The sequence below is a fragment of the Pseudomonas sp. NFPP24 genome, from assembly GCF_900112095.1.
In the GTDB taxonomy this organism is placed as follows: domain Bacteria; phylum Pseudomonadota; class Gammaproteobacteria; order Pseudomonadales; family Pseudomonadaceae; genus Aquipseudomonas; species Aquipseudomonas extremorientalis.
This window is the reverse complement of sequence record NZ_FOKD01000001.1, coordinates 58,873-71,925: the sequence shown is the minus strand read 5'-3', so window position 1 is coordinate 71,925 and position 13,053 is coordinate 58,873. Positions and strand designations below refer to the sequence as shown.

Sequence of the window (13,053 nt, the reverse complement as noted above, 5' to 3'; positions counted from 1 at the left end):
TCAGCCAAGGTGCCAACCGTGAGCGCGAACAACCCTCTTCTGCAGTCCTACGACCTGCCGCCGTTCTCGGCGATCCGTGCCGAGCACGTCCAGCCGGCCATCGAACAGATCCTCGCCGACAACCGCGTTGCCATCGAAGGCATCCTGCAAAGCCAGGGCAAAAATCCGACATGGGCCGGCCTGGTGCTGGCCATGGACGAGCTGAATGATCGTCTGGGCGCCGCGTGGAGCCCGGTCAGCCACCTCAACGCCGTGTGCAACAGCGCCGAACTGCGCGAAGCCTACGAAGGCTGCCTGCCGGCATTGAGCGCCTACTCCACCGAGATGGGCCAGAACCGTGCGCTGTTCCAGGCCTTCGAAGCCCTGGCTAACAGCCCGGAAGCCGCCGGTTTCGACGTGGCGCAGAAAACCATCCTGGAACACTCCCTGCGTGACTTCCGCCTGTCGGGCATCGATCTGCCGCCGGAGCAGCAAAAACGCTACGCTGAAGTGCAGAGCAAGCTGTCGGAACTGGGCAGCAAGTTCTCCAACCAGTTGCTGGACGCCACCCAGGCCTGGACCAGGCACGTCACCGATGAAGCCACCCTCGCCGGGCTGACCGACTCGGCCAAGGCGCAAATGGCCGCCGCCGCCCAGGCCAAAGGTCTCGACGGCTGGCTGATCACCCTCGAATTCCCTAGCTACTACGCCGTCATGACTTACGCTCAGGACCGTGCCCTGCGTGAAGAAGTCTACGCGGCCTACTGCACCCGCGCGTCGGACCAAGGCCCGAATGCCGGTCAGAACGATAACGGCCCGGTGATGGAACAGATCCTCGACCTGCGCCAGGAACTGGCCCAGTTGCTGGGTTATGCGTCGTTCTCCGAACTGAGCCTGGCCACCAAGATGGCCGAGTCCAGTGACCAGGTGCTGAGCTTCCTGCGTGACCTGGCCAAGCGCAGCAAGCCGTTTGCCGCCCAGGACCTGCAACAGCTCAAGGCCTACGCCGCCGAACAAGGCTGCGCCGACCTGCAAAGCTGGGACAGCGGTTTCTACGGCGAAAAACTCCGCGAGCAGCGCTACAGCGTGTCCCAGGAAGCCCTGCGCGCCTACTTCCCGATCGACAAAGTGCTGGGCGGCCTGTTCGCCATCGTGCAGCGCCTGTACGGCATCGAGATCGCCGAGCAGAAAGGCTTCGACACCTGGCACCCGGATGTCCGCCTGTTCGAAATCAAGGAAAACGGCCAACACGTGGGCCGCTTCTTCTTTGACCTGTATGCCCGCGCCAACAAGCGCGGCGGTGCCTGGATGGACGGTGCCCGCGACCGTCGTCGCACCATCGACGGTGTGCTGCAAAGCCCGGTGGCCAACCTGGTGTGCAATTTCACCCCGGCCGACAGCGGCAAGCCTGCCCTGCTGACCCACGATGAAGTCACCACGTTGTTCCACGAATTCGGCCACGGCTTGCATCACCTGCTGACCCGCGTAGAACACGCAGGCGTGTCCGGCATCAATGGCGTGGCCTGGGATGCGGTGGAACTGCCGAGCCAGTTCATGGAGAACTGGTGCTGGGAGCCGGAAGGCCTGGCGCTGATCTCCGGCCACTATGAAACCGGCGAGCCGTTGCCCCAGGACCTGCTGGAAAAAATGCTCGCGGCGAAGAATTTCCAGTCCGGCCTGATGATGGTGCGCCAACTGGAGTTCTCGCTGTTCGACTTTGAATTGCACGCCACCCACGGCGATGGTCGCAGCGTGGCGCAGGTGCTGGAAGGCGTGCGCGATGAAGTGTCGGTGATGCGTCCGCCGGCCTACAACCGCTTCCCCAACAGCTTTGCGCACATCTTCGCGGGCGGTTATGCGGCGGGTTATTACAGCTACAAGTGGGCCGAAGTGTTGTCGGCGGATGCCTTCTCCAAGTTCGAAGAAGACGGCGTGCTCAACGCCGAGACCGGCCGTGCCTTCCGCGAAGCGATCCTGGCGCGTGGCGGCTCCCAGGAGCCGATGGTGCTGTTCGTCGACTTCCGCGGACGCGCGCCGTCGATTGACGCACTCTTGCGCCACAGCGGCCTGAGTGAGGACGCGGCAGCATGAGTGAAAGGCCTGTGATTACCAAAAAGCAATTTATCGCCGGGGCGGTCTGCCCGGCATGCAGTGAGCCGGACAAGCTGAAGATGTGGACCGAGGACAACGTGCCGCACCGTGAGTGCGTGGCCTGCGGCTATACCGACACGCTGAATGATCAAGGGTTGTCGGTGCCCAAGGAATTGGGCACGCGGGTCAATACCACGGCGTTGAAAGCACCGGCGGACCCGAAGGTGCAGGCGGTGCAGTTCTTTCCTAATCCGAAGTTGAAAAAAGACTGACGGGCGGCTCTCTGTAGGAGTTCGGCCAGCCGGGCTCCTACAGTTATTTCTCGTCTTTTCCCGTCGTCGTGATCCAATCCTTCATCGAGCACAACGCGAACGCGCTGGTGCTGCAATCGCCATTCGCCAAGGCCGTGCGTAACTTGTCGATATCGGCCCTCATCATGTAGCGAACGCCGTCCTTGAAGCCATTGCTGGTGCCAAACCCGCCCAAGGTCATTTCGTTCAGCGCGTCTTCCTTGCTCCATCCCTGAATCACTACCCGATACATCGCCGCCATCAGGCCAGTGCGGTCAGAGCCGTGCTTGCAATGCATCAGCACCGGGCCATTGGCTTCGGCTTCCCGGATGGCCCTCAGCGCCGCCAACACGTCCGTATCATCTACATGGTTGGTGCGATACGTCAGTTGAACCTGACGGATGCCAGGCGATTTGAGCCAGTCGGCATCCGACTCCGGCAGGAAGTTGATCACGGTGCCGATCTTCAGTTGTTCCAACAGCGGCCCGGCGTTGCGATCCGGTAGTGCGCTGCGGTAGAGGGTGGGCGTCATCTGGTGCAAGTTGTATTGATTACCCACAGGCTGGGCCCACTCCGGTGAACGGATGGAGACGGTGTCGTCGGCTTGAGCGTAAGCGCAGGTGAACATCGCGATGATCGCGAGGCCGAGGCCCGACAACCATTGATTCTTGAGCATGGGTGACATAACCGAGCAAGGAGTGGGTGGTGCTCAGGTTCGTCCAGAGGGGGTCAATGAGGCGTGAGGAGGCCGTCAAAGAATCGTGAATCCTCAGTCTTTAGTCGCTGAAACGGTTCTGTGAATTCATAGCCTGCTATCATTTGTAACTATTGATTGCCTAAAAGGCCAAGCCGCTCACTAGAAGCCGGCCGATATTCCCGTGACCACATGATGAGGTGCCACCATGTCTGATCAAGATCAAGACAACCCCCGGCGTGACTTTTTGCGCAAATCCTTGACCTTGATCCCGGTGGTCACGGTTGCCAGCACTGGCCTTGGCGGCTCGATGCTGATGGCAACGCCTGAACCGGCGCAGGCCGCTCCCGCCAAGCCTGTGGTGAGTGAAAAGGCCTACGAGCCTGCTTACTTCACGGCTGAGGAGTGGGCGTTTATCAACGCCGCCGTCGAGCGCCTGATTCCCGCCGATGAGCAAGGCCCGGGCGCCCTGGAAGCCGGTGCGCCGGAATATATCGACCGTCAGATGAACACCCCGTACGCCAGCGGCGCGCTGTGGTTCATGCAAGGCCCGTTCAACGCGGATGCCGCTCCAGAGATGGGCTGGCAGTCCAAACTGGTGCCCAAGGACATCTATCGCCTGGGCATTGCCGCGACGGATGCCTGGTCGAAAGCCTTCAACGGTAAAGCTTTTGCTGCGCAAGACAGCGCTACCCGAGACGATATGTTGCGTCGTCTGGAAGCTGGCGGCAGTGAAGTGACGGCGCATTTTGAAGCGGTGCCGCCCAAGATGTTCTTCAACCTGTTGCTGCAAAACACCAAGGAAGGGTTCTTTTGCGACCCCATCCACGGTGGCAACAAAGGCATGGTCGGCTGGACCATGATCGGCTTCCCCGGCGCTCGTGCCGATTTCATGGACTGGGTTGAACGCAACGAGCAATACCCCTTCCCGGCAGTTTCCATCCGCGGTGAGAGGGCATAAACGTGGCGACCATCATGAAGAAAGTGGATGCAGTGATCGTAGGCTTCGGCTGGACCGGCGCGATCATGGCCAAGGAGCTGACGGAAGCAGGCCTCAACGTGGTTGCGCTGGAGCGTGGCCCGATGCAGGACACTTACCCGGACGGCAACTATCCCCAGGTCATCGACGAACTGACCTACAGCGTGCGTAAAAAACTCTTCCAGGACATTTCCAAAGAGACCGTGACCATTCGCCATAGCGTGAATGACGTCGCCCTGCCCAACCGTCAGTTGGGCGCGTTCCTGCCGGGCAACGGTGTGGGCGGCGCGGGCCTGCATTGGTCGGGGGTGCATTTCCGTGTCGACCCGATCGAGCTGCGCATGCGCAGCCACTATGAGGAACGCTACGGCAAAAACTTCATCCCCAAGGACATGACCATCCAGGACTTCGGCGTGAGCTATGAAGAGCTGGAGCCGTTTTTCGACTACGCGGAAAAAGTCTTCGGCACCTCCGGCCAGGCCTGGACCGTAAAAGGTCAGCTGGTAGGCGAAGGCCGTGGCGGCAACCCGTATGCACCGGACCGTTCCAATCCGTTCCCGTTGGAAGCGCAGAAGAATACGGTCTCCGCACAGCTGTTTCAGAAAGCGGCTGCCGAGGTGGGTTACAAACCCTACAACCTGCCGTCCGCCAATACCTCGGGGCCCTATACCAACCCCTACGGTGCGCAGATGGGGCCGTGCAACTTCTGCGGTTTCTGCAGCGGCTATGTCTGCTACATGTATTCCAAGGCCTCGCCGAACGTGAACATCCTGCCGGCGTTGCGCCAAGTACCGAACTTTGAGCTGCGGCCCAATTCCCACGTACTCAAGGTCAACCTCGACAGCACCAAGAGCAAGGCCACCGGCGTGACCTACATCGACGCCCAGGGCCGGGAATGCGAACAGCCGGCAGATCTGGTGATTCTCGGCGCCTTCCAGTTCCACAACGTGCGTTTGATGCTGTTGTCGGGCATCGGCAAGCCCTACGACCCGATAACCAATGAGGGCGTGGTGGGCAGGAACTTCGCCTACCAGAACATGGCCACCATCAAGGCTTTCTTCGACAAAGACACTCATACCAACAACTTCATCGGTGCAGGCGGCAATGGCGTGGCCATCGATGACTTCAACGCCGACAACTTCGACCACGGCCCCCATGGCTTCGTGGGCGGCTCGCCGATGTGGGTCAACCAGGCCGGCAGCCGGCCGATTGCCGGTACGTCCAACCCGCCAGGCACACCGGCCTGGGGCAGCGCGTGGAAACGCGCCACCGCCGATTACTACACCCACCAGGTGTCGATGGATGCCCACGGTGCCCATCAATCCTACCGGGGCAACTACCTGGATCTGGACCCTGTTTATCGCGATGCCTACGGCCTGCCGCTGCTGCGGATGACGTTCGACTGGCAGGAAAACGACATCAAGATGAACCGCTTCATGGTCGAGAAAATGAGCAAGGTCGCCGAGGCGATGAACCCCAAGGCGATTGCCCTGCTCGGCAAAAAGGTCGGTGAGCATTTCAATACGGCGTCCTACCAGACCACCCACCTCAATGGCGGCGCGATCATGGGCACCGACCCGAAAACCAGCGCGTTGAACCGCTACCTGCAGTGCTGGGATGTGCACAACGTGTTTGTCCCAGGTGCGTCCGCTTTCCCACAAGGCCTGGGCTACAACCCTACCGGCCTGGTGGCGGCGCTGACCTACTGGTCGGCGCGGGCCATTCGCGAGCAATACCTGAAAAATCCCGGCCCACTGGTTCAGGCATAAGGAGCGACGACCATGAAAGCACTTGTTATCGCCACCTTCGCCCTGTTCAGCAGTTGCTCTGTCAGTGCGGCTGAAACCGATTTGATCAAGCAGGGTGAATACCTGGCCCGCGCCGGTGATTGCGTGGCCTGCCACACCGCCAAAGGCGGCAAGCCCTTCGCCGGCGGCCTGCCGATGGAAACGCCGATAGGCGTGATCTATTCCACCAACATCACCCCGGACAAGACCGGCCTGGGCGACTACAGCTTCGAAGACTTCGACAAGGCCGTGCGCCATGGCGTCGCCAAGAGCGGTAGTACGCTTTACCCGGCGATGCCCTACCCGTCTTATGCGCGTGTCAGCGACAGCGATATGCAGGCGTTGTATGCGTATTTCATGAAGGGTGTCGAGCCGGTCGCTCAGCAGAACAAGGACAGCGATATTCCGTGGCCCTTGAGCATGCGCTGGCCGCTGGCGGCGTGGCGTTGGATGTTTGCGCCGGCTGTCGAAGCGCATCAGGCGCAAGCCGCCGCCGACCCGGTGGTCAGCCGTGGCGCCTACCTGGTGGAAGGCCTTGGCCATTGCGGCGCATGTCACACGCCACGGGCCCTGACCATGCAGGAAAAAGCCCTGAGTGCCTCTGACGGCAACGCCTTCCTGTCCGGCAGTGCGCCGCTGGAGGGCTGGATCGCCAAAAGCCTGCGCGGTGACCACAAGGACGGCCTCGGCAGTTGGAGTGAGGAGCAGCTGGTGCAATTCCTCAAGACCGGCCGCAGTGATCGCAGCGCGGTGTTTGGTGGCATGAGCGACGTTGTCGTCCACAGCATGCAGTACATGTCGGAGGATGACCTGACGGCTATCGCCCGTTACCTCAAGAGCTTGCCGGCGGTGGACCCCAAGGACCAACCGCATCAGTACGACAAGCAGGTGGCCGAGGCGCTGTGGAAAGGCGATGACCGCAAGCCGGGCGCGTCGGTATATATCGACAACTGCGCGGCCTGCCACCGTACCGACGGGCATGGCTACACGCGGGTGTTCCCGGCGCTGGCGGGTAACCCGGTAGTGCAGACGGCGGATGCCACGTCGTTGATCAACATCGTGTTGAATGGCGGCACCTTGCCGGCTACCCACGCGGCGCCCTCGACCTTCACCATGCCGGCGTTCGCCTGGCGTCTGTCGGATCAGGAAGTGGCGGATGTGGTCAGTTTCATTCGGGGCAGTTGGGGCAATAAAGGTGCGCCGGTGAAAGCCAACGAAGTGGCGGACCTGCGCAAGAACGATATGCGCACCACCTCGGGCGATGACCTGGGCCAGGTCACGCAACGGCACTGATCCCTGGCTGACCGCCAAACGGCACTGGTCAGAAGCCCTGCGCCTCGATACTGTATATAAAAACAGTATCGAGGCGTTTTCATGTCTACTCCGTTGCCGCCCCGTGGCCGGGGCACGGCCACCAACCTGCACAACCGCTTCGCACCGACTGTCAGCGTGGTCGAGGATGACGGCTGGTTCCAGGAAGTGCCGCCGACCCAGGGCACTGAAGTGCGCATCGAAACGGCCAAGACCATCATCACCCGCAACAACTCGCCGGACTTGCCGTTCGATCGTTCGATCAACCCCTACCGTGGCTGTGAGCACGGCTGTATCTACTGCTACGCGCGGCCGAGCCATGCCTATTGGGACATGTCGCCGGGGCTGGATTTCGAAACCAGACTGATCGCCAAGACCAACGCTGCCGATGTGCTGGAACAGCAGTTGTCGAAACCGGGTTACGTGTGCGCGCCGATCAACCTTGGGTCCAACACCGACCCGTACCAACCGATCGAGCGCGAGTACAAGATCACCCGGCAAACTCTGCAAGTGCTGCTGCGCTATCGCCATCCGGTGACCATCATCACCAAGGGCTCGCTGATATTGCGCGATCTGGACCTGCTCACCGAGTTGGCGCGCCAGCGGCTGGTCGCCGTGATGATCAGCCTCACCAGCCTGGACGACGAACTCAAGCGGATCCTGGAGCCACGCACGGCGGCGCCCAAGGCGCGCCTGCGCGCGATCCGGGTGATGCGTGAGGCGGGGATCCCGGTGGGCGTGCTGTGCTCGCCGATGATTCCGATGATCAATGACAGTGAGCTGGAAAGCCTGCTGACCGAAGCTCACGCTGCGGGCGCGCAAAGTGCGGCGTACATGATGCTGCGCCTGCCGCTGGAGGTGGCGCCGTTGTTCGAGGAGTGGCTGGCGGCGCATTACCCGCAGCGTGCGGCCCATGTGAAGAGCCTGGTGCGCCAGGTGCGTGGCGGCGAGGTGTATGACAGCCGCTTCGGCGTACGCATGCGTGGCGAAGGGCCGTTTGCCGACTTGCTGGCGCAGCGCTTCAGCAAAGCCATCAAGCGGCTGGGGCTCAACCGGCGGGAAGGGTTTGACCTGGATTGCACGGCGTTCTGTCCTCCGGGCAGGCAGATGGCATTGTTGTAGACTGACAGGGCAGAACGCACCGTTCCTGTAGGAGTGGTCGCGTTTTGACATCACTGAAACCCGCGATCTAGAGCGGTTCATTCAGTTTGAGTTAAGTTTCGGCGGTTACCTTGTTCAGCGAGTGACTGATGAGTCGGCACTGTGGCCCCTGGCGTTTTACAACTAATCCACTGGCCAAGCGTCCAACTGACTTGAAAACTCCCCTGCATTAATCAAGAGGATGAACCATGAGTGACAAGGATAAACAGCCGTTGGCTGCGTCGGCTTCTGCCCCTCAGGTGGCTGAAACCGCCGATGCAGCGCTGAAGCATATCGTTGACGGCTTTTTGCATTTCCATCACGACGTCTTCCCCCAGCAGGAAGAACTCTTCAAGAAACTCGCCACGGCCCAGAGTCCACGGGCGATGTTCATTACCTGCGCCGACTCGCGCATCGTGCCTGAGCTGATCACCCAGAGCTCTCCTGGCGATCTGTTCGTGACCCGTAACGTCGGCAACGTCGTACCGCCTTACGGCCAGATGAACGGCGGTGTTTCCACGGCCATCGAGTACGCGGTACTCGCCCTTGGCGTGCAGCACATTATCGTCTGCGGGCACTCCGATTGTGGCGCCATGCGCGCGGTGCTCAACCCTGACAGCCTGGAGAAGATGCCGACGGTCAAGGCCTGGCTGCGGCATGCTGAGGTTGCCAAGACCATGGTCCATGACAACTGCGACTGCGCCAATGAAGGCGAGAGCATGAAAGTGCTCACCGAAGAAAACGTCATCGCCCAACTGCAACATTTGCGCACCCACCCCTCCGTGGCTTCGCGCATGGCCAATGGTCATTTGTTTATCCACGGTTGGATCTACAACATCGAGACCAGTGAAATCCGCGCCTACGATGCCGACCAGTCGACGTTCCGACCGTTGAGCGGCGACGGACCGATCCCTTGCGCGACGCCTAAAGCGCGCTTCTAACACACTTCCCTGCCGGGTAAAGCGGTGGCTGCCATGGACGCAGCCAGGCTTTACCGCGCCCGGCGAATGCCTCGGGAGAGTCATCATGCGTGCTGCTCAATTGAAAGCTGTATTGCCAAGGGAGCTGCTCGCTTCCGTGGTTGTGTTTCTGGTCGCCCTGCCCTTGTGCATGGGGATTGCGATCGCCTCTGGCATGCCGCCGGCCAAAGGCCTGATTACCGGGATTATCGGAGGCCTGGTGGTGGGCTGGTTGGCGGGCTCGCCGTTGCAAGTCAGTGGCCCGGCGGCGGGCCTGGCGGTGCTGGTGTTCGAGTTGGTGCGCCAGCACGGCATGCTGATGCTCGGGCCAATCCTGCTGCTGGCGGGATTCCTGCAACTGGTTGCCGGGCGTTTGCGCCTGGGCTGCTGGTTTCGCGTCACGGCACCGGCGGTGGTGTACGGCATGTTGGCGGGGATTGGCGTGCTGATTGTACTGTCGCAGATCCACGTGATGCTCGACGGCGCGCCCAAGCCTTCGGGGCTCGACAATCTGGCAGGCTTCCCGGCGGCACTGGCCGACGCAATCCCGACCCTGGGCGGCGGCCTGGGCTGGCAGGCCGGGTTGCTCGGTTTGTCGACGATGCTGGTGATGTACGCCTGGGACAAATTGCGCCCGCAGCAACTGCGCTTTGTGCCCGGTGCTTTGCTGGGCGTGGGCCTGGCCACGGCTGTCAGCCTGGTGCTGGCGTTGCAGGTCAAGCGTGTCGAAGTCCCGGAAAACCTCGCCGATGCCATCGACTGGCTACGCCCCAGCGACCTGTTGAACCTTGCCGATCCCCAACTGTTGATCGCCGCATTTGCCGTGGCGTTTATCGCGAGCGCTGAAACGCTGCTGTCTGCGGCGGCGGTCGACCGCATGCACAGCGGTCAGCGTTCGGATTTCGACAAGGAGTTGTCTGCTCAAGGGGTGGGCAACATGCTCTGCGGCCTGGTCGGCGCCTTGCCGATGACCGGCGTGATCGTGCGCAGCTCGGCCAACGTGCAGGCCGGTGCAACCACGCGCTTGTCGGCGATGTTCCATGGCCTGTGGCTGCTGGCGTTCGTGCTGTTGCTGTCGAGTGTGCTGCAAAGCATCCCGGTGGCGAGCCTGGCGGGTGTGCTGGTGTACACCGGTATCAAGCTGGTGGACATCAAGGCCTTCAAGGCACTGGGACGCTATGGGCGGATGCCGATGTTTACCTACGCGGCCACGGCGCTGGCGATCATCTTTACCGACCTGCTGACCGGCGTATTGGTGGGCTTCGGGCTGACGTTGGTCAAGCTGGCGTTCAAGGCTTCGCGGTTGAAGGTCAGCCTGATCGACCTGCCTCAGGACGGTGAGATGGAACTGCGCCTGACCGGTGCGGCGACCTTTCTGAAAGTGCCCGCGTTGACTCAAGTCTTGTCGACGGTGCCTGCCGGGACGACCGTGCATGTTCCGCTGAGCAACCTGAGTTACATCGACCATTCCTGCCTGGAATTGCTGGAGGAATGGGGGCGGGCCAATGCGGCCAAGGGCTCGACGTTGGTGATCGAGGCGCGCGGGTTGAAGCGTCGGCTGGAAGGCCGGGTGAGGACGACGACGGGGATAGGCTCCGCGCCAGCTTGAACAGCAAAACAACGCCTGTAGGAGCCGGCAAGCCAGCTCCTACAAGGCGGGATCAGGCCGGCTGATCCAGCGCCAACTCAACCCCCAGCTGTCGCGACAGGCATGGCCAACGCTTCCACGCGGCTTCCGTGTCGGGGCTCTTGAGCTGTTCGCGATAAGCCTCCACGGACTCCAGCGCAAAGCTTTCTTCGTTGAGCATTTCATCCACTGCGTGGTGTACCGCTTCATCCAGCTGGTTGGCGAAGGTTTCGCCGATCAGCTGATGGGCAATGACATTGGCCACCGTGGTATCGGCCGGAATCAACGGCTGGCCGAAGTGCTTGATATACAGATCGTTGACCTCTTCGACCAGGCGATGAGCCAGGTAGGCCTCATCCAGCAGGCCATCGAGACCTTCATGGCCGGCCAGGATGGCAGGCGGTTGCAGGAAGAAGTGCTCGGCGATTTTCAGTACCGGTTTGATCTGGCTTTCGATACCGGCCTCGCGGGCCACGTCGTTGGCGGCGTCCAGCAAGTCCGGGACCAAGTCGATGTAGGCGGTGACAAAGCGGGTCATGACAATGTTGCGATCACCGTCAGCCAGGGAGATGGCCGAATGCAGGTGCGGCAATTGTTTTTCCAGTTGCAGGGCAAGCTGGCCAGTGCTGGCTTCGTGTTGATGGGCACGGGAAATCTGCTCGCGCAATGCGGCGGTGTTCATGAAAGCTCCAGTGATGCAGGCGTAGGAAAAGGGAGAAGATAAGGTAGCTCGTTTATACGAGCGCCTCAGACGCATTTGTCATAATTATTTCATGGTTATGCGCCCGCGTTATATCGAATTGCCATCGTTCGTCGGATAAACGATTCCGTGCCCGGTTCTATTGACTCCAGCCAGTCATTTCTACTCATTTGCCCCTACACATTGCGGGGTTGCAGAGCCTGTCTATACTCGGATTTGTACGCGATTAGCTGATGACGCCAGACTGCATAAGCAGGCAAGGCCAGGCGGTTGTAAGCAGTATGGAAGCCGCTCCCTTCGACGCAGGTGCAAACCGGCGGGATAACAAGAACGATAAGGGGAACCCGCAATGATGCGACATCCACATGTTTGGATGGGCCTCCTGTTGTGGTCGGTATTCGGCCAGGCACATGCCGCCTGGACAACGAATATGGCGCCAGGGGCGACAGAAGTCAGTCACGCTGTGTTCGACCTGCACATGACCATATTCTGGATCTGTGTGGTGATCGGCATCATCGTGTTTGGCGCGATGTTCTGGTCGATGATCGTTCATCGCCGGTCTACGGGCCAGGTCGCGGCCAAGTTCCACGAGAGCACTACCGTGGAGATCCTCTGGACCGTCGTGCCCTTGCTGATCCTGATCGCGATGGCCATTCCGGCCACCAAGACCCTGATCAATATCTACGACAGCAGTGAGTCGGATATCGATATCCAGGTCACCGGCTACCAGTGGAAATGGCATTACAAATACCTGGGCCAGGATGTGGAGTTCTTCAGCAACCTGGCCACGCCCGCCGAACAGATCCACAACCAGGCGACCAAGGGCGAACACTACCTGCTGGAAGTCGACCAGCCGCTGGTGTTGCCGGTGGGGGCCAAGGTGCGCTTCCTGGTGACCGCCGCCGATGTGATCCACTCCTGGTGGGTGCCGGCGTTTGCGGTCAAGCGCGACGCGATTCCCGGCTTCGTCAACGAGGCCTGGACCCGTGTCGAGAAGCCCGGCATCTACCGTGGCCAGTGCGCCGAGCTGTGCGGCAAGGACCACGGCTTCATGCCCATCGTGGTCGAGGTCAAGTCCAGGGCCGACTACGACACCTGGCTCGGCGAGCGCAAGGCAGAGGCCGCCAAGCTCAAGGAGCTGACCTCCAAAGAGTGGACCCTGGAAGAGCTGGTGGCCCGTGGCGACAAGGTCTACCACACCACCTGCGTGGCCTGTCACCAGGCCGAAGGCCAGGGCCTGCCGCCGATGTTCCCGGCGCTCAAGGGTTCCAAGATCGCCACCGGTCCCGCCGCCGATCACCTGAGCCTCGTGTACCACGGCAAGCCCGGCACCGCGATGGCGGCGTTCGGCAAGCAGCTCTCGGAAGTGGATATCGCCGCCGTGGTGACCTACGAGCGTAATGCCTGGGGTAACAACAAAGGCGACATGGTCACGCCTAAAGACGTGCTGGCCATCAAGCAGGCGGAAAGCAAATGACCTCTCTCATGGCATTGAC

General features: G+C 61.2%; 10 protein-coding genes and 1 pseudogene. 9 read left to right on the top strand and 2 right to left on the bottom strand.

Annotated elements, in window-relative coordinates; genetic code table 11:
• Positions 1–18: 18 nt before the first annotated feature.
• Both prlC and BM026_RS00340 read left to right on the top strand, forming a co-directional pair.
• A complete protein-coding gene (prlC, locus tag BM026_RS00345) occupies positions 19–2,070 on the top strand; it encodes an oligopeptidase A (protein WP_071490923.1) in 2,052 nt (683 codons plus the stop codon).
• Positions 2,067–2,342, top strand: coding sequence for a YheV family putative zinc ribbon protein (locus BM026_RS00340; RefSeq protein WP_092241453.1), 276 nt, complete (start codon positions 2,067–2,069; stop codon positions 2,340–2,342). Before prlC ends, BM026_RS00340 begins: the two co-directional genes overlap by 4 nt.
• Positions 2,343–2,385: 43 nt before the next feature.
• Here BM026_RS00340 and BM026_RS00335 read toward each other — a convergent pair whose 3' ends face one another.
• On the bottom strand, positions 2,386–3,036 hold the full coding sequence (locus BM026_RS00335) for a phosphatase domain-containing protein (RefSeq protein ID WP_071490924.1): 651 nt from the start codon (positions 3,034–3,036) through the stop codon (positions 2,386–2,388).
• A 226-nt stretch (positions 3,037–3,262) separates the two neighbouring features.
• Between BM026_RS00335 and BM026_RS00330 the strand changes: the two genes are divergently transcribed.
• The 6 genes and pseudogenes from BM026_RS00330 (at position 3,263) to BM026_RS00305 (ending at position 10,839) form a co-directional block, all read left to right on the top strand.
• Positions 3,263–4,015: a gluconate 2-dehydrogenase subunit 3 family protein gene (locus tag BM026_RS00330; RefSeq protein WP_092241451.1), complete on the top strand. Its 753-nt coding sequence runs from the start codon at positions 3,263–3,265 to the stop codon at positions 4,013–4,015.
• Between the two features lie 2 nt (positions 4,016–4,017).
• Entirely contained in the window at positions 4,018–5,802 is a 1,785-nt protein-coding gene (locus tag BM026_RS00325) for a GMC family oxidoreductase (RefSeq protein ID WP_092241449.1), read from the top strand.
• A 12-nt stretch (positions 5,803–5,814) separates the two neighbouring features.
• Positions 5,815–7,124, top strand: a pseudogene (locus BM026_RS00320) (c-type cytochrome).
• Between the two features lie 70 nt (positions 7,125–7,194).
• Positions 7,195–8,253: a PA0069 family radical SAM protein gene (locus BM026_RS00315; protein ID WP_093527075.1), complete on the top strand. Its 1,059-nt coding sequence runs from the start codon at positions 7,195–7,197 to the stop codon at positions 8,251–8,253.
• Between the two features lie 227 nt (positions 8,254–8,480).
• The gene (locus BM026_RS00310) at positions 8,481–9,212 is read left to right on the top strand and encodes a carbonic anhydrase (protein WP_071490929.1); all 732 of its coding nucleotides are present in this window, start codon (positions 8,481–8,483) and stop codon (positions 9,210–9,212) included.
• 85 nt (positions 9,213–9,297) lie between these two features.
• Positions 9,298–10,839 (top strand): SulP family inorganic anion transporter, encoded by a 1,542-nt coding sequence (locus BM026_RS00305; protein ID WP_093527073.1) that lies wholly within the window; start codon positions 9,298–9,300, stop codon positions 10,837–10,839.
• Between the two features lie 52 nt (positions 10,840–10,891).
• On the opposite strand, the gene BM026_RS00300 is transcribed toward BM026_RS00305, so the two are convergent.
• On the bottom strand, positions 10,892–11,539 hold the full coding sequence (locus tag BM026_RS00300; RefSeq protein ID WP_058424413.1) for a hypothetical protein: 648 nt from the start codon (positions 11,537–11,539) through the stop codon (positions 10,892–10,894).
• A 367-nt stretch (positions 11,540–11,906) separates the two neighbouring features.
• Between BM026_RS00300 and coxB the strand changes: the two genes are divergently transcribed.
• Positions 11,907–13,034: a cytochrome c oxidase subunit II gene (coxB, locus tag BM026_RS00295; protein ID WP_093120150.1), complete on the top strand. Its 1,128-nt coding sequence runs from the start codon at positions 11,907–11,909 to the stop codon at positions 13,032–13,034.
• Positions 13,035–13,053 lie beyond the last annotated feature (19 nt).